The sequence below is a fragment of the Streptomyces sp. NPDC096193 genome, assembly GCF_040302905.1.
Classification (GTDB): Bacteria; Actinomycetota; Actinomycetes; order Streptomycetales; family Streptomycetaceae; genus Streptomyces.
The window spans coordinates 1-26,123 of sequence record NZ_JBEOSJ010000035.1 but is presented as its reverse complement, the minus strand read 5'-3'; the positions used below and the strand labels follow the sequence as shown (position 1 = coordinate 26,123).

21 protein-coding genes are annotated in these 26,123 nt (G+C 70.7%); 11 read left to right on the top strand and 10 right to left on the bottom strand.

Annotated elements, in window-relative coordinates:
* The first annotated feature begins 147 nt into the window (after positions 1 to 147).
* The 3 genes from ABTX78_RS32800 (at position 148) to ABTX78_RS32790 (ending at position 5,479) form a co-directional block, all read left to right on the top strand.
* Complete coding sequence (locus ABTX78_RS32800; protein ID WP_352210424.1) at positions 148 to 1,731, top strand: LCP family glycopolymer transferase; 1,584 nt, start codon at positions 148 to 150, stop codon at positions 1,729 to 1,731.
* Positions 1,732 to 1,951: 220 nt separating this feature from the next.
* Positions 1,952 to 3,706 carry an LCP family protein gene (locus ABTX78_RS32795; RefSeq protein WP_352210423.1) on the top strand — a complete coding sequence of 585 codons (1,755 nt, stop codon included), beginning with the start codon at positions 1,952 to 1,954 and terminating at the stop codon, positions 3,704 to 3,706.
* A 51-nt stretch (positions 3,707 to 3,757) separates the two neighbouring features.
* Complete coding sequence (locus ABTX78_RS32790) at positions 3,758 to 5,479, top strand: LCP family protein (protein WP_352210422.1); 1,722 nt, start codon at positions 3,758 to 3,760, stop codon at positions 5,477 to 5,479.
* Between the two features lie 76 nt (positions 5,480 to 5,555).
* Here ABTX78_RS32790 and ABTX78_RS32785 read toward each other — a convergent pair whose 3' ends face one another.
* Positions 5,556 to 6,572 (bottom strand): glycosyltransferase family 2 protein, encoded by a 1,017-nt coding sequence (locus ABTX78_RS32785; protein ID WP_352210421.1) that lies wholly within the window; start codon positions 6,570 to 6,572, stop codon positions 5,556 to 5,558.
* A gap of 127 nt (positions 6,573 to 6,699) precedes the next feature.
* On the opposite strand from ABTX78_RS32785, the gene ABTX78_RS32780 reads away from it, so the two are divergent.
* Positions 6,700 to 8,148 carry an LCP family protein gene (locus ABTX78_RS32780; protein WP_502994033.1) on the top strand — a complete coding sequence of 483 codons (1,449 nt, stop codon included), beginning with the start codon at positions 6,700 to 6,702 and terminating at the stop codon, positions 8,146 to 8,148.
* A 168-nt stretch (positions 8,149 to 8,316) separates the two neighbouring features.
* On the opposite strand, the gene ABTX78_RS32775 is transcribed toward ABTX78_RS32780, so the two are convergent.
* Complete coding sequence (locus ABTX78_RS32775) at positions 8,317 to 8,865, bottom strand: acyl-CoA thioesterase (RefSeq protein WP_352210420.1); 549 nt, start codon at positions 8,863 to 8,865, stop codon at positions 8,317 to 8,319.
* Between the two features lie 118 nt (positions 8,866 to 8,983).
* On the opposite strand from ABTX78_RS32775, the gene ABTX78_RS32770 reads away from it, so the two are divergent.
* The 3 genes from ABTX78_RS32770 (at position 8,984) to ABTX78_RS32760 (ending at position 11,927) form a co-directional block, all read left to right on the top strand.
* Positions 8,984 to 10,186: an LCP family protein gene (locus ABTX78_RS32770; protein ID WP_352210419.1), complete on the top strand. Its 1,203-nt coding sequence runs from the start codon at positions 8,984 to 8,986 to the stop codon at positions 10,184 to 10,186.
* A gap of 179 nt (positions 10,187 to 10,365) precedes the next feature.
* Positions 10,366 to 10,785 (top strand): YciI family protein, encoded by a 420-nt coding sequence (locus ABTX78_RS32765; protein WP_352210418.1) that lies wholly within the window; start codon positions 10,366 to 10,368, stop codon positions 10,783 to 10,785.
* A complete protein-coding gene (locus tag ABTX78_RS32760) occupies positions 10,782 to 11,927 on the top strand; it encodes an RNA polymerase sigma factor (protein WP_352210417.1) in 1,146 nt (381 codons plus the stop codon). Before ABTX78_RS32765 ends, ABTX78_RS32760 begins: the two co-directional genes overlap by 4 nt.
* Before the next feature lie 162 nt (positions 11,928 to 12,089).
* On the opposite strand, the gene ABTX78_RS32755 is transcribed toward ABTX78_RS32760, so the two are convergent.
* On the bottom strand, positions 12,090 to 13,256 hold the full coding sequence (locus tag ABTX78_RS32755) for an acyl-CoA dehydrogenase (protein ID WP_502994032.1): 1,167 nt from the start codon (positions 13,254 to 13,256) through the stop codon (positions 12,090 to 12,092).
* A 163-nt stretch (positions 13,257 to 13,419) separates the two neighbouring features.
* On the opposite strand from ABTX78_RS32755, the gene ABTX78_RS32750 reads away from it, so the two are divergent.
* Positions 13,420 to 14,763, top strand: a complete 1,344-nt coding sequence (locus tag ABTX78_RS32750; RefSeq protein WP_352210415.1) for a UDP-glucose dehydrogenase family protein — start codon at positions 13,420 to 13,422, stop codon at positions 14,761 to 14,763.
* Positions 14,764 to 15,012: 249 nt separating this feature from the next.
* Here the strand turns inward: ABTX78_RS32750 and ABTX78_RS32745 are convergent, their stop codons facing one another.
* A complete protein-coding gene (locus ABTX78_RS32745) occupies positions 15,013 to 15,531 on the bottom strand; it encodes a CGNR zinc finger domain-containing protein (RefSeq protein ID WP_352210414.1) in 519 nt (172 codons plus the stop codon).
* Between the two features lie 116 nt (positions 15,532 to 15,647).
* Between ABTX78_RS32745 and ABTX78_RS32740 the strand changes: the two genes are divergently transcribed.
* Positions 15,648 to 16,010, top strand: coding sequence for a VOC family protein (locus tag ABTX78_RS32740; protein WP_352210413.1), 363 nt, complete (start codon positions 15,648 to 15,650; stop codon positions 16,008 to 16,010).
* 54 nt (positions 16,011 to 16,064) lie between these two features.
* On the opposite strand, the gene ABTX78_RS32735 is transcribed toward ABTX78_RS32740, so the two are convergent.
* The 4 genes from ABTX78_RS32735 to ABTX78_RS32720 all read right to left on the bottom strand — a co-directional run bounded on the left by ABTX78_RS32735 (position 16,065) and on the right by ABTX78_RS32720 (position 20,970).
* The gene (locus ABTX78_RS32735; protein ID WP_352210412.1) at positions 16,065 to 17,198 is read right to left on the bottom strand and encodes a membrane dipeptidase; all 1,134 of its coding nucleotides are present in this window, start codon (positions 17,196 to 17,198) and stop codon (positions 16,065 to 16,067) included.
* Between the two features lie 794 nt (positions 17,199 to 17,992).
* Positions 17,993 to 19,189: a dipeptidase gene (locus ABTX78_RS32730; RefSeq protein ID WP_352210411.1), complete on the bottom strand. Its 1,197-nt coding sequence runs from the start codon at positions 19,187 to 19,189 to the stop codon at positions 17,993 to 17,995.
* Positions 19,190 to 19,195: 6 nt separating this feature from the next.
* On the bottom strand, positions 19,196 to 19,720 hold the full coding sequence (gene purE, locus ABTX78_RS32725) for a 5-(carboxyamino)imidazole ribonucleotide mutase (RefSeq protein WP_502994035.1): 525 nt from the start codon (positions 19,718 to 19,720) through the stop codon (positions 19,196 to 19,198).
* A 5-nt stretch (positions 19,721 to 19,725) separates the two neighbouring features.
* A complete protein-coding gene (locus ABTX78_RS32720) occupies positions 19,726 to 20,970 on the bottom strand; it encodes a 5-(carboxyamino)imidazole ribonucleotide synthase (RefSeq protein WP_502994031.1) in 1,245 nt (414 codons plus the stop codon).
* 42 nt (positions 20,971 to 21,012) lie between these two features.
* On the opposite strand from ABTX78_RS32720, the gene ABTX78_RS32715 reads away from it, so the two are divergent.
* Positions 21,013 to 21,522 carry a GtrA family protein gene (locus tag ABTX78_RS32715; RefSeq protein WP_352210408.1) on the top strand — a complete coding sequence of 170 codons (510 nt, stop codon included), beginning with the start codon at positions 21,013 to 21,015 and terminating at the stop codon, positions 21,520 to 21,522.
* An 80-nt stretch (positions 21,523 to 21,602) separates the two neighbouring features.
* Here ABTX78_RS32715 and ABTX78_RS32710 read toward each other — a convergent pair whose 3' ends face one another.
* Positions 21,603 to 22,868, bottom strand: coding sequence for a sensor histidine kinase (locus ABTX78_RS32710; protein WP_352210407.1), 1,266 nt, complete (start codon positions 22,866 to 22,868; stop codon positions 21,603 to 21,605).
* Positions 22,869 to 23,439: 571 nt separating this feature from the next.
* On the bottom strand, positions 23,440 to 24,117 hold the full coding sequence (locus ABTX78_RS32705) for a response regulator transcription factor (RefSeq protein ID WP_313945949.1): 678 nt from the start codon (positions 24,115 to 24,117) through the stop codon (positions 23,440 to 23,442).
* Positions 24,118 to 24,576: 459 nt separating this feature from the next.
* On the opposite strand from ABTX78_RS32705, the gene ABTX78_RS32700 reads away from it, so the two are divergent.
* Positions 24,577 to 26,076 (top strand): peptide MFS transporter, encoded by a 1,500-nt coding sequence (locus ABTX78_RS32700; RefSeq protein ID WP_352210406.1) that lies wholly within the window; start codon positions 24,577 to 24,579, stop codon positions 26,074 to 26,076.
* The last annotated feature ends 47 nt before the right edge of the window (positions 26,077 to 26,123 follow it).

Below are 26,123 nucleotides of genomic sequence, written 5' to 3'. Positions count from 1 at the left end.
GCGCCTCGCGCAGGTCGGGCCAGCACCCCTCCGCCCGCGTCCGCGGACGGTGAGAACTCGCCATCGGACGAGGCGGTTCCGGCGGACGGGACAGATGAGGACGCCACGGACGAGAGCGGTACACACGGGGACAGTGGGGACGAACCGGTGGATGACGCCGGGGCGTCCGACCCCTCCGGGGGCGAGCGTACGGACGACGGTTCGGCAGACGGCTCGGCGGCGGACACGGACGACGAGCCCGCAGACCGCTCGGCGACCGACACGGACGACGAGCCCGCAGACCGCTCGGCGACCGACACGGACGACGAGCCCGCAGACGGCTCGGCGGCGGACACGGACGACGACCCGGCAGAGGGCGCTTCGCACGCCACCGCCGACGAGCACTCCGCCGGTGAACACTCCCCCGACGGGCCCGCCGAAGCCGAAACCGGCGACGACGAAACCGAAGCCGCCGCCCACGAGTCCGCCGAGGCCGACGCCGACGCCACCGCCGAACCCGCCCAGAACGCCCGAACCGCCCCGGGGGAGACCGACGCCGGCGTAGAGCCCGAGGTCGCCATCGCCGAAGCCGCGGGCGAAACGGACCCCGCCGCACCCGACGCCACACCCGACGTCCCCGCCCGCAAGCGCCACTGGCTGCGCTGGGTCGCCCTCGGCACCGCCGTCTTCGTGGTGGCCGCCTCCGGGGTCGGCTGGTGGTTCTACCAGAAGCTCGACGGCAACATCACGACCGACACCTCGGCCGCCGCCGAGCTCGAGACGTACGAGAAGGAACGGCCCACGCCGGTCGCGCTCAACGCGCAGAACATCCTGCTCCTCGGCTCCGACACCCGCTCCGGCAAGGGCAACAGCAAGTACGGCCAGGACGGCGGCACCCAGCGCTCCGACACCACGATCCTGCTGCACATCGCGGCGGACCGGCAGAGCGCGACCGCGACGTCCGTCCCGCGCGACCTGATGGTGTCCGTCCCCAGCTGCCGCAAGCCGGACGGGACCCGTACGAAGGAGCAGTTCGCGCAGTTCAACTGGGCGTTCGAGTTCGGCGGCGCCGCCTGCACCATCCGTACCGTGGAGCGCATGACCGGCATCCGCGTCGACCACCACATGGTGGTGGACTTCAGCGGCTTCAAGGAGATGGTCGACGCCGTGGACGGTGTCGAGGTCTGCCTGAAGGAACCCATCGACGACGCCGACGCCCATCTGAAGCTGCCCGCCGGCAAGCAGACCCTCAACGGTGAGCAGGCCCTGGGCTACGTCCGCGCCCGCAAGAGCATCGGCAACGGCAGCGACACGGAACGCATGGACCGCCAGCAGCAGTTCCTCGGCGCGCTGGTCAAGAAGGTCCAGAGCAATGGCGTCCTGCTCAATCCGGCGCGGCTCTACCCGGTGCTGGACGCGGCGACGAAGTCGCTGACCACGGACCCGGGCCTGGACTCGCTGCGGGACCTGTACGACCTGACCCGCTCGGTCCGCAGCATCCCCACCGAGAAAGTGCAGTTCCTCACGGTCCCCCGGCAGGCGTACTCCGCCGATCCCAACCGCGACGAGCTGAAGCAGCCGGACGCCGCCGAGCTCTTCAAGCGGCTGCGGCAGGACAGTCCGATCACCGTGGTCCCCGGCGGGATCGGCGAGAAGCAGCCTGGCGAAGAGCCGGATCCGAACAGTTCCACGGCCCCGTCGGCGTCGCCGACGTTCGCCGGCCGGAACGCGGCCGCGGCCGCCTGTGAGTAAAGCGATGACCAAGGCGGGGCGGGGAGTCCATGCCTATTGAGCGGAATGCCCGGTTGTAAGGGGCGTGGAATTTGTCACGGACGTCGCCCCACGTTGAACTGGGCGGATAGTGTGACGCGATCCGGTGCTACGACCCCGCGTCGCGCACTGCTGGATCGAAAGACCGAGCGCCCTTCGGGGGAGGCGCGTCGCGTGGCACCGACGGAGGACTCAAGCAACCGTGGATGCGCAAAGCCGTGGGCGGGCGGACGAGATCGACCCCGCCGACCAGTGGGTACTCAACCCGCAGACCGGCAACTACGAGCTGCGACTGGGTCGATCCGCAGCGCAGTCGGCCCCGTCGAACGGCTCCTCCTCGAGAAGCGCCGCGCGTAAGGCGGCCGACGCCGGCGGCTCCGCCCCGCGAACTCCGTCCCCGCGCAGCGCGCAGGGCCGCAGGACCCAGACGCCCGGCCGAGAGGTGCCCCCGCAGCGCTCCCGCCGTGCCGGCGACGCCTCGGGGGGCAAGAACCCGCCGCACGCGGGCCGGCGCAAGCGCAAGCAGGCCAACTCCCGCAAGAAGAAGGCGATGATGTGGACGGGCGGCGTGGTCGCCCTCATCGTCGTCGCCACGTCCGCCATCGGATACCTCCTGTACCGCCACTTCGACGGCAACCTGAACACGGTCGACGTGGCGGGGGCCGGCAGCGGCGGCTTCAAGAAGGACCAGGCCGTCAACATCCTGGTCATCGGCACCGACAAGCGTTCCGGCGCGGGCAACGAGTCCTACGGCGACAAGGACAGCGTCGGTCACGCCGACACCTCGATCCTCTTCCATGTCTCCAAGGACCGGACCAACGCGACGGCGCTGTCCATCCCGCGCGACCTGATCACCGACATCCCGGACTGCGAGACCAAGTCCGGCGACGAGACGAAGATCATTCCCGGTACGCCGAAGACCCGCTTCAACGAGAGCCTCGGCCAGTCGGGCCGCGATCCGGGCTGCACCATGCGGACGGTCAAGGAGCTGACCGGGGTGACCGTCGACCACTTCATGATGGCCGACTTCAACGCGGTCAAGACCATGACCACGGCCGTCGGCGGTGTCGAGGTGTGCCTCGCCAAGGACATCAACGACAAGGACTCCAAGCTCAACCTTCCCGCCGGAAAGCACGTCCTCGAAGGGGAGGACGCCCTGGCGTTCGTCCGCACACGGCACTCGGTGGGCTTCGGCGGCGACCTCAGCCGTATCGAGATCCAGCAGCAGTTCCTGAGCTCGCTGATCCGCAAGATGAAGTCGAGCGACACCCTGTCGAGCCCCTCGAAGATGTGGGACCTGGCGGAGGCCGCCACCAAGGCGCTCACCGTCGACACGGGCATAGGGAAGATCTCGCGGCTGCGCGACCTCGGCATGGAACTGTCCAAGGTGGACCCGAAGAACATCACCTTCGCCACCGTGCCCGTCGTCGACAACACCGACGGTGCCACCGTGCTGCTGAACGAGGAGAAGGCCAAGCCGCTCTTCTCGATGATCCAGAACGACACCTCGCTCACCGAGGTGAAGCAGAAGGAGCAGGACGCCAAGAACAAGCAGAAGGGTCTGCTGACCGGACCGAGGGCCGCGGCCGCCGATGTGCGGGTGGCGGTCTACAACGGCAGCAACACCCGGGGGGCGGCACTGGCGACCCTCACCTGGCTGCAGAACGAGGAGGGCGTTCTGAAGTCGAGCAACGAGGGCAACGCCCTCGAGAAGCTCACGAAAACGACGCTGACCTACGCGCCGAACCAGGCCGACCAGGCCCGCAAGCTCGCGGATCTGATGGGGCTGCCCGCGACGGCGCTGCAGCCGGGAACGGCGAACGCCGAGGGGCTCGAGGCGATGACGCTGACCCTCGGTGCGGATTACAAGGGCGCAGGGGTGCCCATCACCGGCCCGGCCAAGGCGCCGGAAGGTGTGCAGAAGGTCGAAGCGGACAAACAGGTGTGCGCCAAGTGACACGGGACCTCCCGGTCGCTCGGCCTGCCTGAACGACAGGGGGAACCAGGGGTGGGTCACAACAGCGTGCGGGGAAAGGGGACGCGCGGGGGCGTTCCGCACGCCCGTCGACCGGGGTGGGACGAGGGGCTGTACGACGAGGAGCGCGACGCCTCCAAGGGCCGCGCGCGTCTCGTGCTCGACGACGAACGGGAGGCGCCGGCCACAGCGGGGGCAGCCGGCAGAGGCGGACGCGGGCACGGACGCAGCGGTCCGGCGGCACGGCAACGGCAGAAGCGCGGCAGACGCCGCATACTGCGCTGGGTCGCCTCCGTCCTCTCCCTGCTGATACTCGCCACGGCGGGCGCCGGCTATCTGTACTACGAGCACCTCAACGGCAGGCTCAAGAAGGACGATCTGACCCTCGGCAACGACATGCCGGACCACAAGGCCAACGCGGCCGGTCAGACGCCGATGAACATCCTTCTCATCGGGTCGGACGCACGCGACACCGCGGCGAACCAGAAGCTCGGCGGCGCCAAGAAGACTTTCGGCTCGCCCCCGCTCGCCGATGTGCAGATGCTGCTTCACCTGTCCGCCGACCGCTCCAACATCTCGGTGATCAGCATGCCGCGCGACACCATGCTGAAGATCCCGGACTGCACGGACCCGGACACCGGGAAGACCTACCCGTCGTCCCGATTCGCCCCGACGAACGAGTCGCTGGGACGCGGTGGTCCGGGCTGCACGGTGGCCACCTGGTACGAACTCACCGGCATCACCATCGACCACTTCATGATGATCGACTTCGCGGGCGTGGTCTCCATGGCCGACGCCATCGGCGGCGTCCCCGTCTGTGTCGAGCAGAACGTGTACTCCCGCAACAGCACCGGCCAGGGTTCCGGGCTCAAACTGGCCGCGGGCACACACCCCGTGAAGGGTGAGCAGGCGCTCCAGTGGCTGCGGACGCGCTACGGCTTCGAGGACGGCACGGACCTCGCCCGCACCCACGCGCAGCACATGTACATGAACTCGATGGTGCGGGAGCTGCGCGAGAACACCAAGCTCACCGACCCCAACAAGCTGCGCAAGCTCGCCGAGGCCGCCATCGGGGCCCTCACCGTCGACAACGGCATCGACTCGGTCAAGAAGCTCTACGACCTCGGCGGCCAGCTCAAGAGCGTTCCCACCGGCCGGATCACCATGACGACCATGCCGAACGTCTACTCGCAGCGCCCGGGGTACGCCGGGAAGGTCGAGCCCAAGGAGGGCGACGCCGAGCAGCTGTTCCGGATGGTCCGCGAGGACATCCCGCTGGACGGCAAGGCGGCGAAGACCCCGCCGAAGAAGCCGGCGGCGCCGACGGTGTCCAAGGACCCGGCGGCCGCACCGGCCGAGATCTCGGTGTTCGTCCAGAACGGCACGGGCGCGGACGGCCGGCTCCCGCAGAAGGGCCGCGCCACGGAGATCGCCGGAGTGCTGAACGGCAAGGGCTTCACCCGCGCCGTGGCCGACGCCGCTTCCAACCCGCAGGCGAAGACGGCCATCCGGTACTCCAACGCGGAACTGGAGGGCGACGCCCAGGCCATCGCCAAGTCCCTCGGGATCCCCCTGACTTCGGTGAAGAAGTCGACGGACGTCACCGGCATAGCGCTGACCGTGGGGTCGGACTGGCGTCAGGGCACCGCCTTCCCGAAGGCGCCTGCCGCCGACAACAAGACGCCCGAGTCGGCCCGCGCGCTCAACGGCAACACCAAGGCCTGCATGAAGATCCAGCCGGGATTCACCTGGTAGAACACGCAGGCCGCGGACGGCAAAGGGCCCCGGGTGCGTGCACCCGGGGCCCTCGCGGTGAGACGTCTCGTACGCGTCAGGCCGACGCGCTCTGCACGGCCGGACGGCGGCTCGCGATGACCTTCCTCGCCAGCGCGCGCGGGCTCGTCAGAAAGCCGAAGCCCCACGACATGTGCATGGTCGCCAGCGCCACCGGGATCTGGAGCCGCGCCTTGAGCGGCAGGCCCTTGCCCGCGGGGACGGAGCCCGCGGCGATCGCGGCGAGGTAGCCGGCGGGTACCACCAGGCCCCAGGGGGTGAGCACCGCGCCCACCACGACACCCGCGGCGATCGCGCAGAGCGCGACCGGCGGCGCGAGGTAGCGCAGGTTGATGGATCCCTGGTGGTAGCGGGCGACGACGTGCCGCCAACGGCCGTAGTCCTTGTACTGCTTCGCCAGCGCCCGCACCGAGGGACGCGGGCGGTACTGCACCCGCAGCTCCGGCGAGAACCAGATCAGACCGCCGGCCTCGCGGATGCGGAAGTTCAGCTCCCAGTCCTGGGCGCGGATGAACTCCTCGTTGTAGCCGCCCTGCTGCTCCAGCGCCTCACGACGGAAGACACCCAGATACACGGTCTCGGCGGCACCGGCCTGACCGCCGGTGTGGAAGGCGGCGTTGCCGACACCGATCTTCGAGGTCATCGCGGCGGCGACCGCGTGCTCCCAGTCGTTCTCGCCCTCGGCGTGCATGATGCCGCCGACGTTCTGCGCCCCGGTCTCCTCAAGGAGCCGGACAGCGGTGGCGATGTAGTTCGCCGACAGCATGCCGTGGCCGTCGACGCGCACCACGATCGGGTGGCTGGAGGCCTTGATGGCGGCGTTCAGCGCGGCCGGCGTACGGCCGGTGGGGTTCGGCACCGTGTGGACGCGGGGGTCCTCACGTACGAGTTCGGCGGCGATCTCGTCGGTGCGGTCCGTCGACGGGCCGAGCGCGATCACCACTTCCATCTCGCCGCCGTACTCCTGCTCGAGGATGTGGCGGACCGAGTTGCGCAGGTGCCGCTCCTCGTTGAGGACCGGCATGATCACGGAGACAGGGGGCGTGGCGTTCATCGGGCGCCACGTTACCGCGAACGGGGGACATGAAGGCGCGGCGGCCGTTCGATGCCCCTGGCAGCAGATCGTATGGGCCTACGGTGTGCGGGATTCCCCCCACGTCACCCACGGAGGTGCCTCCCCCGTGCCCACACCGCCCCGCTCCCCCCGTCCCCGGCCGAACCCGAGGCCCCGGACCGGACGGCCGGTCCCCCGACCGCGCTGGGGCCTGCGGGTGGCGACAACCCTGTCGGTCCTGGTGCTCGGCGCGGGCGCCATCGGGCATGCGGTGGTGACCAGTCTGGACACCGGGATCAGCCGGGTGGACCCGTTCCGCGACATGAAGAACCGGCCCGAGGGCGGGCACGGGATGAACCTGCTCCTCGTCGGCACCGACGGCCGCGACAAGATCACCGCCGAGGAGAAGGAGAAGTACCGCCTCGGCGGGGAGCCCTGCCGCTGCACGGACACGATCATGCTGGTGCACATCTCGCGCGACCGGGAACGGGCGAGCGTGGTCAGTCTGCCCCGGGACAGCTACGTCGAGATCCCCGCGCACACCGACCGGAACACGGGCAAGCGCCACGAAGGCCACCCGGTGAAGCTGAACGCGGCGTACTCGGAGGGCGGCCCCGGGCTGACCGTCAGCACCGTCGAGCAGCTGACCAAGGTGAAGATCGACCACTATCTGGAAGTCGACTTCACCAGCTTCATGAAGACCGTGGACGCGGTCGGCGGGGTGGAGATCTGTACGGCCCAGTCCATGAAGGACTCGTACACCGGTCTGGATCTCGCGGCCGGCACCCACCGGCTCGACGGCGGCCGGGCGCTGCAGTACGTGCGCTCGCGCCATGTCGACGGCGCGTCCGACCTGGGCCGGATGCAACGCCAGCAGCGCTTCGTCGCGGCCTTCATCAAGCAGGCCACCAGCACCGGCGTCACGCTGAACCCGATGAAGTTCCGCAAGGTGACCTCGGCCATGCTCGACTCCGTCCGGGCCGACGCGGGTTTCGGCCCCGACGAGATGCTGGCACTCAGCAGGGCGATGCGGGGCTTCTCGGCGGCGTCCTCGGAGTTCACCTCCGTACCCATCGGCGCGGAGGGCCCGGCCACGGACATCGGTTCCACGGTCAGGTGGGACGACGCGAAGGCGCAGAAGCTGTTCCGGATGATCCGCGAGGACAAGCCGCTCGTGCCGCAGACCCCGCAGAAGCCGAAGGTCCCGCTGGTCGACGTCGCCCCGCAGCAGATCCGGGTGCAGGTCTACAACGGGACGCGCGCCGACGGCCTCGGCCGCAAGGTCGACTCCGCCCTGCGGGCCGCCGGCTTCAACACGACCGGCTCGCCCTTCAACGGCGGCGGCAGCCCCGTGGTGCCGCGCACCTTGGTCCAGTACGACCCGCTCTGGGACCGCTCGGCCCGCTCACTGGCGGCGGCGCTGCCCGGGTGCGAGCTGCGGCCCGTGAAGGGCCAGGGGCAGACGCTGAAGGTGACCGCGGGCACCGACTACAAGGGCGTGACGACCGTGCGGGCGAAGGATGTGAAGCAGGGCGAGTTCGACACGGTGAAGGGCGACCAGGTGGTCTGCCCCTGACGGGACGGACGCGCCGGCCCGGCACATGGGCGCCGGGCTCAGCGGGCGGGTGCCGCGCCCAGGGGGCGGGCGCCGGGCTCAGGGAGCGGGTGCCGGGCTCAGGGGGCGGGTGCCGTACTCAGGAGGCAGGTGACGGGCACAGCGGGGGGTGCGCGCCGGCGCCGGGCTCTAGTCCTGCATCCCGTCGGCCGCGCGCCTCTCGCGGAGTTCCTTGATCGCGCGGCGACGGGCCAGCCGGTGCGTACGCCGGATCTGGGCCTCCTGGTAGCGCCGCCGGTCGCGCTCGGTCTCCGGTACCACCGGCGGTACGGCACGGGGCTTGCCGTCCCCGTCGACCGCCGCGAACACCAGATACGCCGAGCCGACCTGCTGGGCGGGGGTGGACTCGTTCCACCGCTCGGCCATCACGCGGACACCGACCTCCATGGAGGACCGGCCGGTCCAGTTGACCTGGGCCTTCACATGCACCAGGTCACCGACCCTGACCGGCTCCAGGAAGACCATCTCGTCCATGGAGGCCGTGACGGCGGGACCACCGGAGTGCCGGCCCGCGACCGCGCCCGCCGCGTCGTCCACCAGTTTCATGATCACGCCGCCGTGCACCGTGCCGAGGAGATTGGTGTCACTGCCGGTCATGATGTGACTGAGGGTGGTACGGGACGCCGAAGTGGGCTTGCCCAGAATTACGGACTCCGAGCGCTGGGCCTGATCTGTCATGGCGTCCACCCTATGCGGGGGTCACACAATCGGGTCATTGCATCAGCTTGGCAACAGGCCAGGCCCGATTCCCCACCCCCTCTGTAAGGCGCGAGGTCCCCCCGGCACACTGGTCGCCATGAACGATTGGCCCGAAGGATACGGACGCGGCAGCCAGGGCTCTCAGCCCGAGGGCGCTCGCGTGATGCGCCATGTGCAGCGACGGCCGGTCCCGCAGCAGCAGTCGCAGGGCTACGACGACGCCCCCTACGACAGCGGCTACAACACGGGCCAGGTCTATGGCTCTCCGCCCGGCGGTCCCGGCGGCCCGCCGCCCCAGGGCGGCGCACCGCGCGGTTACGGCCCGGACTGGCGGCGCCGGATCAAGATCGGCTCGCTCGTCCTGGTCGTGGCGCTGCTCGCGGTCACGATCGGCACGTACTTCTGGGCCGACGGCAAGCTCAAGCGCGAGGTCGACCTCGCCAAGGTCATCGAGCGTCCGGGCGCCGGCGACGGCACCAACTACCTGATCGTCGGGTCCGACAGCCGTGAGGGCATGTCGGCCGAGGACAAGAAGAAGCTCCACACCGGCTCGGCCGAGGGCAAGCGGACCGACTCGATGATGATCCTGCACGACGGCTCGAACGGCCCGACGCTGATCTCGCTGCCGCGTGACTCGGACGTCGAGATACCGTCGTTCAAGGGCTCCGAGTCCGGCAAGTTCTTCCCGAACACCGGGCGCAGGGTCAAGCTGAACGCCGCGTACGCCGAGGACGGCCCGGAGCTGCTCGTCCGTACGGTCGAGCACAACACGGGTCTGCGCATCGACCACTACGTCGAGATCGGCTTCGCCGGCTTCGCGGGCATCGTGGACGCGCTCGGCGGTGTCGAGATGGACATCCCGAAGGCCTTCAAGGACAAGAAGTCGGGCGCCGACTTCCAGGCCGGCAAGCAGACGCTGGACGGCGAGCAGGCGCTGGCGTTCGTCCGGACGCGCTACGCCTTCGCGGGCAGCGACCTGGACCGTACGAAGAACCAGCAGAAGTTCCTCGCGGCCCTGGCCTCCCAGGCGGCGACGCCGAGCACCATCCTGAACCCCTTCAAGCTCTACCCGACCATGGGCGCGGGCCTGGACACCCTGATCGTGGACAAGGACATGTCGCTCTGGTCGCTGGGCCAGATGTTCTTCGCGATGAAGGGCGTCACGGGCGGCGAGGGCACGTCGCTGAACATGCCGATCTCCGGCACCAGGGGCGGCAACCTCGTCTGGGACAAGGCGAAGGTGAAGCAGCTCGTGGAGCAGCTCGAGAACGACGAGAAGGTCACGGTCACCGGTAACTGACGGTGTCCTGACCGCCTGGGGAAGGGCCCGCCGCGTGAGACCGCGCGGCGGGCCCTTCCGTGTCCGGCCGAAAATCTCACGGCGGTGATGCCGAGCGATGTCGAGAACCCGCGCCCCGCTCCGTCCCCGGGGTGAAGGCGACCACAATGGGTCGCAACCACACCGAGGAGAGATCCACGATGGCGAAGTACCTGCTGCTCAAGCACTACCGTGGCGCCCCGGCTCCGGCCAACGACGTGCCCATGGACCAGTGGACGCCGGACGAGATCTCGGCCCACGTGCGGTACATGAGCGACTTCGCGGCCCGGCTGGAGCAGACCGGCGAGTTCGTCGACGGCCAGGCGCTCGCCCCCGAGGGAACATTCGTCCGCTACGACGGCGAGGGGCGTCCGCCGGTCACCGACGGCCCGTTCGCCGAGACCAAGGACCTGATCGCCGGCTGGATGGTGATCGACGTCGACAGCTACCAGCGCGCCGTCGAGCTGGCCGGGGAGCTGTCGGCCGCCCCCGGGGCGGGCGGCAAGCCGATCCACGAGTGGCTCGAGCTGCGTCCGTTCCTGGGCCCGCACCCCACCATCACGGAGTGCCCCCATCGATGAACGAGGCCCTGATCCGGAGCCTCACGCCCAGTGTGCTCACCGTCCTCATCCGCCGCGGAGCCGACTTCGCGGCGGCTGAGGACGCCGTGCAGGACGCACTGGTCGAGGCCGTCCGTGTCTGGCCCGCCGACCCTCCGCGGGACGCGAAGGGCTGGCTGATCACCGTGGCCTGGCGCAAGTTCCTCGACGCCACCCGCTCGGACACCGCACGCCGTCGGCGTGAGGAGCTCGTCGAGGAGGAACCGGCGCCGGGCTCCGTGCCCGCGGCGGACGACACGCTCCAGCTCTACTTCCTGTGCGCCCATCCGTCGTTGACGCCGTCGTCCGCGGTCGCGCTCACCCTGCGCGCCGTGGGCGGGCTGACCACGCGCCAGATCGCCCAGGCCTACCTGGTGCCGGAAGCGACCATGGCGCAGCGGATCAGCCGGGCCAAGCGCACCGTCTCCGGCGTGCGCTTCGACCAGCCCGGCGATGTCGCCACCGTGCTGCGCGTCCTCTATCTGGTCTTCAACGAGGGCTACTCCGGCGACGTCGACCTCGCCGCCGAGGCCATCCGGCTCACCCGGCAGCTCGCGGCCGCTGTCGACCACCCCGAAGTGGCGGGCCTGCTGGCCCTCATGCTGCTCCACCACGCCCGGCGCGCCGCCCGGACCGCGCCCGACGGCAGCCTGGTGCCGCTCGCCGAACAGGACCGCGGCCGGTGGAACACGGCGGCGATCGCGGAGGGCGTCGTGATCCTTCAGGCGGCCCTCGCCCGCGACCGGTTGGGCGAGTTCCAGGCCCAGGCCGCCGTCGCGGCACTCCACGCGGACGCGCCCACGGCCGAGGAGACCGACTGGGTGCAGATCGTCGAGTGGTACGACGAACTCACGCGTCTGACGGACAGTCCGGTCGTCCGCCTGAACCGTGCGGTGGCCGTGGGCGAGGCCGACGGCCCACGCGCAGGCCTCGCGGCGCTCGCGGCACTGGACGACAGCCTGCCCCGCCACACCGCGGTGTCGGCGTACCTCCACGAGCGGGACGGCGATCTGCCGACGGCGGCCCGCCTCTACGCGGAGGCGGCCCACAAGGCGTCCAACCTCGCGGAACGGCACCACCTGACCCGCCAGGCGGCCCGGCTGAACGCCCGCGGGGGCGGCTGACGGTCCGGCGGCTGACCGTCGGACGGCTGACGGGGCGCGTGCGGGCCGCTCGGCGCGAGCGGCCGGGTTCCGTCGTACGCGTCCCTCGGCCCCTCGACGACGAGAGGCACCCCGCGCGTGCGAGGTGCCTCCGAAACCCGCGGTGACCGGGAAGCAGCCGGACTACGGCAGGTTCCTTGCCATGACAATGCGCTGGACCTGGTTCGTGCCCTCGTAGATCTGGGTGATCTTCGCGTCGCGCATCATGCGCTCCAGCGGGTAGTCACGGGTGTATCCGTAGCCGCCGAGCAGCTGCACCGCGTCCGTGGTGACCTCCATCGCCACGTCGGAGGCGAAGCACTTCGCCGCCGCGCCGAAGAAGGTCAGGTCGCCGTCCACCCGCTCCGACTTGGCCGCCGCCGAGTACGTGAGCTGACGCGCCGCCTCCAGCTTCATCGCCATGTCGGCGAGCATGAACTGGATGCCCTGGAAGTCCGCGATCGGCTTGCCGAACTGCTTGCGCTCCTGGACGTAGCCCTTGGCGTAGTCGAGGGCGCCCTGGGCGACGCCGAGTGCCTGGGCCGCGATCGTGATGCGGGTGTGGTCAAGGGTCTTCATCGCGGTCGCGAAGCCCGTGCCCTCCTCGCCGATCATGCGGTCCGCCGGGATGCGGACGTTGTCGAGGTAGACCTCGCGGGTCGGGGAGCCCTTGATGCCGAGCTTCCTCTCCGGGGCGCCGAAGGAGACACCCTCGTCGCCCTTCTCGACGACGAACGCCGAGATGCCCTTGGAACGCTTCGTCGGGTCCGTGACGGCCATCACCGTGTAGTACTCGGACTCACCGGCGTTGGTGATCCAGCGCTTCACGCCGTTGAGGACCCAGAAGTCGCCGTCGCGTACGGCCTTGGTCTTCATGCCGGCGGCGTCGGAGCCCGCGTCCGGCTCGGAGAGGGCGTACGAGAACATCGCGTCGCCCTTCGCGAGCGGGCCCAGGTACTTCTTCTTCAGGTCCTCGGAGCCGGACAGGATCACCGGGAGGGAGCCGAGCTTGTTCACGGCCGGGATCAGGGAGGAGGAGACGCAGACACGGGCGACCTCCTCGATGACGATCACGGTGGCCAGCGCGTCCGCGCCGGCGCCGCCGTACTCCTCGGGGACGTGGACGGCGTGCAGGTCGTTGGAGACGAGAGCGTCGAGGGCCTCGCGCGGGAAGCGCGCCTGCTCGTCGACCTCGGCCGCGAAGGGAGCGATCTTCGCCTCGGCCAGCGAACGGATCGCGTCACGGAGCATGTCGTGCTCTTCGGACGGGCGGTACAGGTCAAAAGCCGCGTTACCGGTCGATCCGGCCACTTCTCTCACTCCCCAAGCGTGCTAACTACCGTTAAGTAACCCAATTTTAGAGGCCCCACTGCCCATCGGCATACGTGAGTTTGGCGACAGCGGAAAAGTGCCCCGGCGGCGGCGCGGCTATGCTCGGGTCGCATTCTTGCCGCGCAATTCTCTGGAGCACCGCATGGCCCTCAAGATCACCGTGATCGGCACCGGCTACCTCGGCGCCACGCACGCCGCGGCCATGGCGGAGCTGGGCTTCGAGGTGCTGGGGCTCGACGTCGTCCCGGAGAAGATCGAGATGCTCTCCGCCGGCCGGGTCCCGATGTACGAACCGGGGCTCGAGGAGCTGCTGGCGAAGCACGTCGCCGGGATCGAGGGCTCCAGCGGACGGCTGCGCTTCACGAACTCCTGGGAGGAGGTCGGCGAGTTCGGCGACATCCACTTCGTCTGTGTGAACACCCCGCAGAAGCACGGCGAGTACGCCTGCGACATGTCCTTCGTGGACCGCGCCTTCACCTCGCTCGCCCCGCAGTTGAAGCGCCCCGCCCTGGTGGTCGGCAAGTCCACCGTGCCGGTGGGCAGCGCGGCCCGGCTGTCGGCGCTGCTCGCGGAGCTGTCGCCGGTGGGCGCCGACGCCGAGCTGGCGTGGAACCCGGAGTTCCTGCGTGAGGGCTTCGCGGTCCAGGACACGCTGCACCCCGACCGGATCGTGGTCGGTGTGGAGAGCGAGCGCTCGGAGAAGCTGCTGCGCGAGGTGTACCGCACGCCGGTCTCGGAAGGGTCGCCGTTCGTGGTGACGGACTTCCCGACGGCGGAGCTGGTGAAGACCTCGGCGAACTCGTTCCTGGCGACGAAGATCTCCTTCATCAACGCCATGGCCGAGGTCTGCGAGGCCGCCGACGGCGACGTGGTGAAGCTGGCCGAGGCCATCGGTTACGACGAGCGCATCGGCTCCAAGTTCCTTCGGGCGGGCATCGGCTTCGGCGGTGGCTGTCTGCCGAAGGACATCCGCGCCTTCATGGCCCGCGCCGGTGAGCTGGGCGCCGACCAGGCGCTGACCTTCCTGCGGGAGGTCGACTCGATCAACATGCGGCGCCGCGGGCACATGGTGGAGCTGGCCAGGGACGCGGTCGGCGGCGACTCCTTCCTCGGCAAGCGGGTCGCGGTGCTGGGCGCGGCGTTCAAGCCCGACTCGGACGACGTCCGCGACTCGCCCGCGCTGAACGTGGCGGGCCAGATCCATCTCCAGGGCGGTCAGGTCACGGTCTACGACCCCAAGGGCATGGAGAACGCGCGGCGGTTGTTCCCCACCCTCGGCTACGCGGACTCGGCGCTGGACGCGGTCCGGGGTGCGGATGTGGTGCTGCATCTGACGGAGTGGCGCGAGTTCCGCGAGCTGGACCCGGCGGAGCTGGGCGCGGTCACCTCGAGCCGGATCGTCCTGGACGGCCGCAACGCGCTGGACAGCGTGAAGTGGCGCGAGGCCGGCTGGACCTACCGGGCGATGGGCCGCCCGAAGGCCTGACCGGGCCGGCGCCGTGGGGCTGCGTACGGGAGCACCGAGCGGGAGCTGAGCCGCGGCTCGGGTGCCCGGGCCGCTGAGCAGGCTTGCGCCGGGGCCTCCGTACGGGAGCGCCGAGCCGGAACTGAGCCGCGGCTCGGGTGCCCGGAGCGCTGAGCAGGCTTGCGCCGTAGGGCTGCGTACGGGAACGCCGAGCCGGGCCTCGGGTGCCCGGAGCGCTGAGCGGGATCCGAGCCGGGGAATCTTCCGGGCTCAGCCGGCCGTCGTGCGGCGGGCCCGGTACGTACGCATCTTGGCGCGCGCCCCGCACACCGACATCGAGCACCAGCGGCGCCGCCCCGACGGACTCCGGTCGTAGTACGCCCACTGGCAGTCCTCGGCCTCGCACGCCTTCAGCCGTGCCCATGTGCCGTCCGCCACGGCTGCCGCGATCGCTTCCGCGACCCGTGAGGTCAGGCTGCCCGGCGCCGCCGGGCGCAGGGCGGCCGTGCCGTCCTCGGCCACCGTGACCAGCAAAGGCGCCGCCGCGAGGAGCCCGTCGAGGGCCGTGGGCGGTGGGCCGCCTGCCGGCCGGTGGCCCGCGTGCGCGAGACAGGCCCCGCGCAGGGCCTCACGCAGTTCCCGTGCCGCGGCGACCTCGTTCTCGGCGAGGCCGTGGGCGGCGCGCCCCTCCGGGGTGTCGAGGGCGTCCTTGCCGGATTCGACGTCAAGCGTGTTGACCAGCGCTTCGACCAGCGCCAGGCCGCCGGGTGCGACTGCCCTCTCGCTCATGGTTGCGACGTTACCTCCGATGCGGGACCATGCAGTAACGGTTACCAGTTGAGCCGACGTAACGGTAACTGCGCCAACAGGCGCCGCCGGCTCCGCATTCCGATCGAGGAGGAACCATGGCCATCGCCACCCTGGGCACGGTCGTACTGGACTGTCCCGACCCCGTCGCACTCGGCCGCTTCTACGCCGAGGTGCTGGGCGGCGAGATCGAGAACGACGGCACGGGCTGGGTGACCCTGGTGGGCGCCACCGGCACCTCGCTCGCCTTCCAGGCCGCGCCCGGTCACGTACCGCCGAAGTGGCCCGCGCCGGACGACTCCCAGCAGTTCCATCTGGACCTGATGGTCGACGACATGGACGCGGCCGAGAAGCAGGTCCTGGCGCTCGGCGCGACGGTGCTGGAGGCGGACGACCGGTCCCGCCCCTTCCGCGTCTACGCCGACCCGGCCGGGCACCCGTTCTGCCTCTGCGCGAACTGATCTCGCGCCGCCTCCGCTGAAGGAGGCACAAGCAGGGGCAGAGGAGCGGGACTCCTACGCGTCCAGCGTGGTCAGTCGCGCCGTCGACGCCGGCCGCCTCGCCTGCGTCGCCCGCGCGACGAACTCGGCGTCCCGCAGCACCCGGTGCACGTTCGACCAGGTGAGCGCCTCGATGTCGGCCTCCGGCCAGCCCCGTTCGAGCAGTTCGGCGATCAGGCGGGGGTAGCACGAGACGTCCCCGAGGCCGGGGGCGTGCGCGGCCCCCGTGTCGTAGGCGCCTGTGAGGGCCGTCGTCCGGGGGCCGGCCGTGTCGCGGACGTGGTCCAGCAGATCGGCCGTCTCGGGGACCGAGGCGGCCGTGCAGACCGCCATGCACACGCCTCCGTTGGCCCGCAGTTGCCGCAGGACGTCGTCGGGGACCCGCGTCGGGTGCTGCGAGATGATCGCCGGGGCCCGGGTGACCACAAGGGTCCGGTGCATGGTCTCGGGGGTGCAGCCGGAGAGGTCCACCAGCATGCCGAGACGGTTCATCTCGCGTACGACTTCGTGGCCGAAGGGCGTCAGGCCGCCGCGCTGGGTCCAGCGGGTGCCCGCGAGGGCCGCGCTGCGGACGCCGAGGGCCTGGTACGCGCGCAGCGTGCCCAGCGAGTCGGCGAGCGCCGGGCCCGAGACCGGGCCGAGCAGACCGGCGATACGGCCGCAGTTGCGTGCGTGGGCGAGTTCGTCGGCGCTCCGCGCCGGCCGCAGGGCCTCGGGGTGGGCCTCCACCACGGACCGGATGAGGTCGATGTGTTCCAGGGTCGTGGCCAGCGCACGGTCCCCGGCGAGCCCGGGTGGCGTCAGGAGCGACCAGAACAGCGCACCCACTCCCCCGTCGCGCAGCCGCGGGATGTCCGTCTCCAGAAGGCTCTCGCCTTCCTCCAGGTCGTAGTGCGCCATCTCCCTCAGCGCGTGGGCGAGGCCGTTGCAGCCGTCGACGACGGGGTACCGCGCGAGCAGTTCGCGGGCGCGTTCCAGAGGTCCCGGGCCCTCGGCGGCTGGGGCGTCGGCGGGCTCCGCGGGGGCACGGCCGGCCGCCTCCGCGGAGTCGCGGACGTCGACGTCGCGGACTTCATCGCTGTCGCGGACGTCATCGATGTCGCCGACCGCAACCGAGGCGGTCTGGGGCTCGTCCTGAAGATCTGCCATGTGCTGCTCCGTGCTGCTCCGTGCTCCGACGGCGGGCCGTACGGCCACCGTGGCACGGGAGCGGCGAGGGGTCGCGGCGGACGGAGCGTTCGGGCGTACGGGGCGGTGCCCGTCTCCCGGGGCCCGTCGTCGAAGGGCTCGCGGTCACGGGCCCTCGGCGGGACAGGCCAAGGGCTGTCGGCTGTCGTTCGGATCAGGCACGGTCGGCGAGCGGGGCCGCCGCGCCCGCAGGGCATAGGGGGACGGCCTGGCTGCGTGCGATCGCAGGGCGACGAGGGAGCCGACGCGGCGGGGCACCGCCCGCGCCTGGGGCTACGGGTGGAGGCACCCGCGCCTGGGCAACGGGGGAGGCACCCGCGCCTGGGCAACGGGCCGGGTGGGGTACCCCCGGCCTGGGCTACGGGCGGAGGCACCCCCTGCCTGGCGCTACGGGGCCCGTCGACGACCGACAACAACCCAGCGAGGGGGTACCTCGCGTGCCCGAGGCGGGAGCACCGCCCGCGCCCGGGCTACGGGCGGAAGCACCCGCTGCCTGGCGCTACGGGGCCCGTCGGCGACCGACAACAACCCAGCGAGGGGGTACCTCGTCGGGTTGCCGGCGAGGGGGTACCTCGCATGCCCGAGGCGGGGGTACCCCCGGCCTGGGCTACGGGCGGAAGCACCCCCTGCCTGGCGCTACGGGGCCCGTCGGCGACCGACAACAACCCGGCGAGGGGGTAACCTCCCGTGCCCGAAGAGCTACCGCTCAGTGCGTGCCGGGGCGCGCGAGCCCGGCACGATCCGAACGGCAGGCCCTAGCCGTCGAGCTCGTCGATCGTCGCGTTGGACGGTCCGCGTCGGGCCTGCTCGTCCCGTGCCACCGCCTCCGCGTCCGCCAGGACGCGCACGGCGTTCCGCCAGGTGAGCTTCGCGAGGTCCGCCTCGGACCAGTTCCGCCGGAGCAGCTCCGCGACGAGGTTCGGATAGCCGGCCACGTCGTCCAGTCCGGCGGGGGTGAACGCCGTCCCGTCGAAGTCGCCGCCGATGCCGATGTGGTCGACGCCCGCGGTCTCCCGCATGTGGTCGAGATGGTCGGCGACCGTGGACGCGGTGGCGGCGGGCCGTGGGTTCGCCTCCTCGAAGGCCTGGTGCAGCTTCATCGCCTCGGGTGTGGTGTCGAGGTGGTGGAAGCCGTGCGCCCGCAGGTTCTCGTCCGCGGCCCGGGTCCAGTCGCCGGCGGCGGGCAGGATGAACTTCGGCACGAACGTGGCCATCGCCACACCCCCGTTGTCCGCGAGCCGCTCCAGCACGTCGTCCGGGATGTTGCGGACGTGGTCGCAGACCGCCCGGGCCGACGAGTGCGAGAAGAGGACCGGGGCCACCGAGGTGTCGAGCGCGTCCCGCATGGTCGAGGCCGCGACGTGCGAGAGGTCGACCAGCATCCCGGCGCGGTTCATCTCACGGACGACCTCGCGCCCGAAGGCGGAGAGGCCGCCGACGCCGGGCTCGTCCGTCGCCGAGTCCGCCCAGGCGGTGTTGTCGTTGTGGGTGAGCGTCATGTAGCGCACGCCGAGCGTGTGCAGCGCGCGCAGCGTCGCCAGGGAGTTGTTGATGGAGTGGCCACCCTCGGCTCCCATCAGCGAGGCGATGCGGCCCTCGCCGCGCGCCTTCTCCATGTCGCCGGCGCTCAGCGCGGGCGCCAGGTCCGCGGGGTAGCGGCTGAGCAGCTGCTGCACGCCGTCGATCTGCTCCAGCGTCGCGCTGACGGCGTCCTCGCCGGACATGTCGGAGCGGACGTACACGGACCAGAACTGGGCGCCGACCCCGCCGGCCCGCAGCCGCGGGATGTCGGTGTGGAGCCGGCCGGTCTGGTCCCCGGCGATGTCGAGCTTGTCCAGGTCGTAGCGGACGTTTTCGCGCAACGCCCAGGGCAGGTCGTTGTGACCGTCGACGACGGGGTGGGCGGCGAGCAGCTCGCGCGCCCGGGCGAGGTGATCCGTGCGGGATGTCATGGACACTTACTTCCCGAAGCCGAAGGAGTCCGCACCTGCGACCTTGGCGCGCAGGCGCTTGCCCTTGTCGGTGGCCTGGTCGTTCAGCTCCTGCTGGAACTCCCGCATCCGGGAGAGCAGTTCGGCGTCCTGCACGGCGAGAATGCGCGCGGCCAGCAGACCCGCGTTGCGCGCGCCGCCCACCGAGACCGTGGCCACCGGCACACCCGCCGGCATCTGCACGATGGACAGCAGCGAGTCCATGCCGTCGAGGTACTTCAGCGGGACCGGGACACCGATGACCGGCAGCGGGCTGACGGAGGCGAGCATGCCGGGCAGATGGGCCGCGCCGCCCGCGCCCGCGATGATCACCTTCAGGCCGCGGGAGTCGGCCTTCTCGCCGTACGCGATCATCTCGCGCGGCATGCGGTGCGCGGAGACGACGTCGACCTCGTAGCGGATCTCGAAATCGTCGAGAGCCTGCGCGGCCGCCTCCATCACGGGCCAGTCGGAGTCGGATCCCATGACGATGCCCACGGCAGTACGGGTCATGCTGCTCATTCGACGATGGTCCCCTTGAGATAGCCGGCCGCGTGACGGGCGCGCTCCAGCACGTCGTCCAGATCGTTGCCGTAGGTGTTGACATGCCCCACCTTGCGGCCGGGCTTGACGTCCTTGCCATACATATGGATCTTCAGCTGCGGGTCCCGGGCCATGCAGTGCAGATACGCCTGGTACATGTCCGGGTAGTCGCCGCCGAGGACATTGCACATCACGGTCCAGGGCGCACGGGGGCGGGGGTCGCCGAGCGGCAGGTCGAGGACGGCCCGCACATGGTTGGCGAACTGGGAGGTGATCGCGCCGTCCTGGGTCCAGTGGCCGCTGTTGTGCGGGCGCATGGCCAGCTCGTTGACGAGGATGCGGCCGTCGGCCGTCTCGAACAGCTCGACCGCCAGATGTCCGACGACACCGAGCTCCCCCGCGATCCGCAGGGCGAGCTGCTGGGCCTGCCCGGCGAGCTCCTCGTCGAGGCCGGGGGCGGGCGCGATGACGGTGTCGCAGACGCCGTCGACCTGCTGCGACTCGACGACGGGGTACGCGACGGCCTGGCCGTGCGGGGAGCGCACGATGTTGGCGGCGAGCTCGCGGACGAAGTCGACCTTCTCCTCGGCCAGGACCGGCACACCCGCGCGGAACGGGTCGGCGGCGTCCGCCTGCGACCGGACGAACCAGACGCCCTTGCCGTCGTAGCCGCCGCGCACGGTCTTCAGGATGACGGGGAAGCCCCCGACCTCCTCGGCGAACGCGGACACGTCGGCGGGGTCGGTCACGATGCGGTGGCGCGGGCAGGGCGCGCCGAGTTCCATGAGCCTGGCGCGCATCACGCCCTTGTCCTGCGCGTGCACGAGCGCGTCGGGACCGGGCCGGACGGGGATGCCGTCCGCCTCCAGCGCGCGCAGGTGCTCGATGGGGACGTGCTCATGATCAAAAGTGATCACATCGCAGCCGCGGGCGAACTCACGCAGGGTGTCCGGGTCGCGATGGTCGCCGATGACGACATCGCTGACCACCTGGGCCGCGGAGTCCTGCGGGGTGTCACTGAGGAGCTTGAAACGGATGCCGAGGGGGATGCCCGCCTCGTGGGTCATACGGGCGAGCTGACCGCCGCCGACCATGCCGACTACCGGGAACGTCACTCTCCTAGGGTATCCGCCGCTCCACACGGCCCTGCCGCCCGTGTCACAGCCTCGCCACACGATTGTCGATGTGCCCGGGCAACCGCGGAGGCGGCTGGTTAGCATGACGGGGATGACGCTGTCGATCTGATGGGCTGGACTCTCACTATGAGTGAACGAGGCGGAGCGCTACGCGGGCGGCTCGATCAGCTCATGCGGGAGATCGCGAAGTTCGGCGCGGTCGGCGGCGCCGGGCTGCTCGTCAATCTCGCCGTTTTCAACCTGGTACGGCACACCACCGAGCTCCCCGTGGTCCGGGCCTCGGTCCTGGCCACCGTGATCGCCATCGCGTTCAACTACGTGGGTTTCCGGTACTTCACCTACCGGGACCGCGACAAGACGCGCCGGACCAAGGAGCTCACGCTCTTCCTGCTGTTCAGCCTGGTCGGCCTGGTCATCGAGAACGGCATTCTCTACACGGCGACGTACGGCTTCGGCTGGGACAGCCCGCTGCAGAGCAACATCTTCAAGTTCCTCGGCATCGGCATCGCGACGCTGTTCCGTTTCTGGTCCTACCGCACCTGGGTCTTCCGGGCGCTGCCCGCGCGCGAGGCGGTGCAGACCGCGGAATCGTTCCTGGGACAGCACACGGCGGAGCCGGACCGGGTGGGCCGCTGAGCCCGCGCGCCTTTCCCTGCCGCGCTGCGAGCCGCGTCACCTGAACCGGCCGGTGCCGGCTGTCTGCCGACCCGTGCCGGCTATCTGACCGTCGGCGGGTCGTCCTTGGGCTTGCGGGCCACCCGGCTGAGGAAGAGCGCGAAGACCGGCGGATGCTGCTGCAACAGCTCCAGCCGCCCGCCGTCCGCCTCCGCGAGGTCCCGCGCCACGGCCAGTCCGATGCCGGTGGAGTTGCGGCCGCTGATGGTCCGCTCGAAGATCCGCGCGCCGAGGTCGGCCGGCACGCCCGGCCCCTCGTCGGTGACCTCGATGACGGCCTGATTGCCGGTGACACGGGTGCGCAGGGCCACGGTCCCGCCACCGTGCATCAGGGAGTTCTCGATGAGCGCGGCCAGCACCTGGGCGACGGCGCCCGGGGTGCCGACCGCGCGCATACCCGTCTTCCCCGAGCAGACCACGGCTCGCCCCGCGCTCCGGTAGGCCGGCCGCCACTCCTCGATCTGCTGCTTCACGACCTCGTCGACGTCGAAGGCGATCGCGGAGCCGCTACGAGGGTCTCGGGAGTTCGTGAGCAGCCGCTCCACGACGTCGGTGAGCCGCTCCACCTGGGCGAGGGCGACGCTCGCCTCCTCCTTCGCGGTCGCCGGGTCGTCGGTCTCCGAGATCTCCTCCAGCCGCATGGACAGGGCTGTCAGCGGCGTACGGAGCTGATGCGAGGCGTCAGCGGCGAGCCGGCGCTCCGCGGTGAGCATCCGCGCGATGCGCTCGGCGCTGGCGTCCAGGACGTCGGCGACCCGGTCGAGCTCGGGGACGCCGTACCGCTTGTGACGGGGGCGCGGGTCGCCGGAGCCGAGGCGCTCGGCGGTCTCGGCGAGGTCGGTGAGCGGGGAGGCGAGGCGGTTCGCCTGCCGTACGGCGAGGAGGATGGCGGCGATGACGGCGAGCAGCGCGACGGCCCCGATGATCATGAGGGTGCGTCCGACCTCGCGGGTCACGGAGGAGCGGGGCTCCTCGACGGTGACGGTCTCACCGCGCTCCCCCTCGGCGACGCCGCGGATGACGCTGCCCTCGGGCCGCTCACCGATCTCGATGGACGGCCGCCCGGGGATCTCGATCACGGCGTAACGCTGTGCGCCGCTCTGGTCGGCGAGGATGTCGGGGTTGACGGGCTCACCGCCGATGAGCCGGCTGTCGACGATGCTGACGAGCCGCACGGCCTCGGAGTCGACGCTCTCCTGGGCGCTGTTGCTGATCGTCCGGGTCTCGACGAGAACGAGGGACACGCCGAAGACGGCGATGACGACGAGAACCACGGCGAGCGTGGAATTGATGAGCCGTCGACGCAAGATGCCCTCCGGGCGGGATGAACGGTGCCGACACCGAGCCTATGGCGTGCGGGGGGCGTTCTCGGCGGGGCGCGGGTGTTGGGGGCGGTGCGGGGTGCGCTGCCCGCGCGGTGACTCCACCGCCGGGTGCGGTTGCGTGCCGGGGGCGGTTGCGTGCCGGGTGCGGTTGCGTGCCGGGTGCGGTCCCGCGCCGCCGGGCGGTGGGCTCCGCGCTGAGCGCGGGTGCTCTGACCAAGGCTGATGCTCCGCACGGGACGCGGTCGCCCTCGCCGAGGCCGGTGCCTCCCGCCGCACGGGCCCGGTTCCCGCTGCGCGCGGGACCTCTACGCGCCGCCTGTCGCTCTGCGTCGAGCACGGCCCCCGGCCGGGACGTGGGCTCCCCACTGGAGCCGCCCGCCGGCCGCCGCTGAGCGCTGCTGTTGCCTGCCGGGCTCCGGTGTTCCTCGGTGCCCCGGGTGTTCCCGTCGAGCGGGGGCCGCACGCGATCGTTCCCCGCCCGGTACCGGCGCGGCCCGCAGACACCGCCGCCGCCAGGGGCGCGGGTGCCGCGCCGAGCGCCCGATCTCTTCCGTCAGCTCTTCTCGAAGCGGAAACCCACACCCCGCACCGTCGCGATGTACCGCGGGTTCGCCGCGTCGTCGCCGAGCTTCTTACGGAGCCAGGAGATGTGCATGTCCAGCGTCTTCGTGGACGACCACCACGTCGTGTCCCAGACCTCCCGCATCAGCTGGTCGCGGGTGACCACCCGGCCCGCGTCGCGGACCAGGACCCGCAGCAGGTCGAACTCCTTCGCCGTCAGCTGCAGTTCCTCGTCGCCCATCCACGCCCGGTGCGACTCGACGTCGATCCGCACCCCGTGCGTCGCGGGCGCCGGGGCCGGCTCCGTCGCGCCGCGGCGCAGCAGCGCCCGGACCCGGGCGAGCAGCTCCGCGAGGCGGAAGGGCTTCGTCACGTAGTCGTCCGCGCCTGCGTCCAGGCCCACCACCGTGTCCACCTCGTCCGCGCGCGCCGTCAGCACCAGGATCGGCACGGTGTGGCCCTCCGAGCGGAGCCTTCTCGCCACCTCCAGACCGTCCATGCCGGGCAGGCCGAGGTCGAGTACCACGAGGTCGACACCGCCCGCCAGACCGGCGTCCAGCGCTGCCGGACCGTCCTCGCGCACCTCGACCTCGTAGCCCTCTCGGCGCAGGGCCCGGGCCAGCGGTTCCGAGATGGATGCGTCGTCCTCGGCGAGCAGTACACGCGTCATGTGGTGATGGTAGTCCGCGTGACGTGCGCCTCGGTGCGTCTTCCAACCACCCTGCGGGACTGGGATGCAATCATGGTTACGACCTTCGATTCAGGGCAGACGGTTCCTGCAAAACCTGTGATCCATCTCTCAAGTCCTTCCATATGCCACTGTGTCGTGTCGTATGGTGGCGAGACGCCTGTTGTACTGCACGGGGACCTTTGGCCTGCCGGCCAAGGGTCTCTTTTCTGCGCGGAGCCCTGTGGCCCCGAGCGCAGTGAATGACCTGTGGGCCGGGCCCCGGACGCGACGTTGCGCCAGGGGTGTGGATCCCGGTGCGGACCGTCCCCGCCTCCGTCACGACACGGAGCGAACCCCTCGGGCGTGGGGTGGATCGGCTTGCCTCCGGTGCCGGCCGCCCCCCACCGGGCGCGTAACCGCTCACGAGGCAGTCGCGTCCCGAGCAAGCAAGGATCGACCATGGCGTCCAGCCTGACGAAGGACTCGGCCACTCCTGGCGAGAAGACCTTCCTCGGCCACCCCCGCGGTATGGCCACCCTCTTCATGACGGAGATGTGGGAGCGCTTTTCCTGGTACGGAATGCGCGGCATCCTCGTCCTCTACTTGGTCGCGGGTGTTCTCGACGGTCCGCTGGCCGGTCGCGAGGCGCTGGCCGCGTCCATCTACGGCGTCTACAACGCCGTCGTCTACATGGCCGCGATGCCGGGCGGATGGGTCGCCGACCGTCTGTGGGGCGCGCGCAAGGCCGTCCTCGTCGGCGGCATCATCATCGCCCTCGGCCACTTCACCCTGGCCATCCCGTCGGACTCGGCGTTCTTCGCCGGCCTCGCCCTGATCGCCGCCGGCACCGGCCTGCTGAAGCCGAACATCTCCGCCATGGTCGGCGGGCTGTACGAGGGGCAGTCCAGCGCCCGTCGTGACGCGGGCTTCACGCTTTTCTACATGGCGATCAACATCGGCGGCATGGCCGCCCCGCTGGTCGTCGGCTACCTGGGTGAGAACGTCAACTGGCACCTCGGCTTCGCCGTCGCCGGTATCGGTATGACGCTGGCGGTCGTTCAGTACGTCCTCGGCAGCCGCCACCTCGGTGACATCGGCAAGGAGCCCGCGACTCCGGCTACGCCGGAGGAGAAGCGCACCGTTCTGCGCAAGGTGCTGCTGTGGAGCGGTCTCGCGGTCGTCGCGCTGCTCGCCGACATCATGCTCGGCACCTACGACATCGAGCACATCGTCAACGTCCTGGCGGTCCTCGGCATCGTCGTCCCGGTCGTGTACTTCGTCTCGATGTACCGCAACCCCGCACTGCAGACCGAGGACAAGCCGAAGATCAAGGCCTTCGCGTGGTTCTTCGCCACGGCCGTGCTCTTCTGGATGATCTACGACCAGTCCGGTTCGCTGCTGACGCTGTTCGCGGACAACAAGACCGACCGTATGATCGGCGGCTGGGAGTTCCCCGCTTCCTGGTACCAGTCGGTGAACCCGGCGTTCGTCATCATCCTCGCGCCGCTCTTCGCGGCGCTGTGGGTCAAGCTCGCCAAGCGCAACCGCGAGCCCAGCACCCCGATGAAGTTCGCTCTGGCGATGCTGCTCATCGGCGGCTCGTTCGCCATCATGGGCCTGGCCGGTGCCGCGGCCGCCAACAGCGAGACCGGCAAGGTCACCGTGTTCTGGCTGCTGAGCGTCTACCTCGTCCAGACGATCGGTGAGATGTGCCTGTCCCCGGTCGGTCTGTCGCTGTCGACGAAGCTGGCGCCCAAGCAGTTCGTCGGCCAGATCATGGGTCTGTGGTTCCTCGCCACCGCGACGGGCAACGCCCTGAACGGCTGGACGACCAAGCTCAACGAGCCGCTGGGCGACGCGATGTACTACATGCTGTGGGCCGTCATCGCGGTCGCGACGGGTCTGGCCTTCATGACGGCCGGCAAGAAGATCCGGTCGCTCATGGGCGACGTCCGCTGACCCCTGCCCCCTGGCCGAGAAGGGCCGCCGCACCGATCCGGTGCGGC

What these genes read in the sequence shown, in the direction of transcription:
- ABTX78_RS32785 (WP_352210421.1), bottom strand. Translation starts at nt 6,572, where the DNA reads ATGAACGCCACGCCCCCTGTCTCCGTGATCATGCCGGTCCTCAACGAG.
- ABTX78_RS32775 (WP_352210420.1), bottom strand. Translation starts at nt 8,865, where the DNA reads ATGACAGATCAGGCCCAGCGCTCGGAGTCCGTAATTCTGGGCAAGCCC.
- ABTX78_RS32770 (WP_352210419.1), top strand. Translation starts at nt 8,984, where the DNA reads ATGAACGATTGGCCCGAAGGATACGGACGCGGCAGCCAGGGCTCTCAG.
- ABTX78_RS32765 (WP_352210418.1), top strand. Translation starts at nt 10,366, where the DNA reads ATGGCGAAGTACCTGCTGCTCAAGCACTACCGTGGCGCCCCGGCTCCG.
- ABTX78_RS32760 (WP_352210417.1), top strand. Translation starts at nt 10,782, where the DNA reads ATGAACGAGGCCCTGATCCGGAGCCTCACGCCCAGTGTGCTCACCGTC.
- ABTX78_RS32750 (WP_352210415.1), top strand. Translation starts at nt 13,420, where the DNA reads ATGGCCCTCAAGATCACCGTGATCGGCACCGGCTACCTCGGCGCCACG.
- ABTX78_RS32745 (WP_352210414.1), bottom strand. Translation starts at nt 15,531, where the DNA reads ATGAGCGAGAGGGCAGTCGCACCCGGCGGCCTGGCGCTGGTCGAAGCG.
- ABTX78_RS32740 (WP_352210413.1), top strand. Translation starts at nt 15,648, where the DNA reads ATGGCCATCGCCACCCTGGGCACGGTCGTACTGGACTGTCCCGACCCC.
- ABTX78_RS32735 (WP_352210412.1), bottom strand. Translation starts at nt 17,198, where the DNA reads ATGGCAGATCTTCAGGACGAGCCCCAGACCGCCTCGGTTGCGGTCGGC.
- ABTX78_RS32730 (WP_352210411.1), bottom strand. Translation starts at nt 19,189, where the DNA reads ATGACATCCCGCACGGATCACCTCGCCCGGGCGCGCGAGCTGCTCGCC.
- purE (WP_502994035.1), bottom strand. Translation starts at nt 19,720, where the DNA reads ATGACCCGTACTGCCGTGGGCATCGTCATGGGATCCGACTCCGACTGG.
- ABTX78_RS32720 (WP_502994031.1), bottom strand. Translation starts at nt 20,970, where the DNA reads ATGCTAACCAGCCGCCTCCGCGGTTGCCCGGGCACATCGACAATCGTG.
- ABTX78_RS32715 (WP_352210408.1), top strand. Translation starts at nt 21,013, where the DNA reads ATGAGTGAACGAGGCGGAGCGCTACGCGGGCGGCTCGATCAGCTCATG.
- ABTX78_RS32705 (WP_313945949.1), bottom strand. Translation starts at nt 24,117, where the DNA reads ATGACGCGTGTACTGCTCGCCGAGGACGACGCATCCATCTCGGAACCG.
- ABTX78_RS32700 (WP_352210406.1), top strand. Translation starts at nt 24,577, where the DNA reads ATGGCGTCCAGCCTGACGAAGGACTCGGCCACTCCTGGCGAGAAGACC.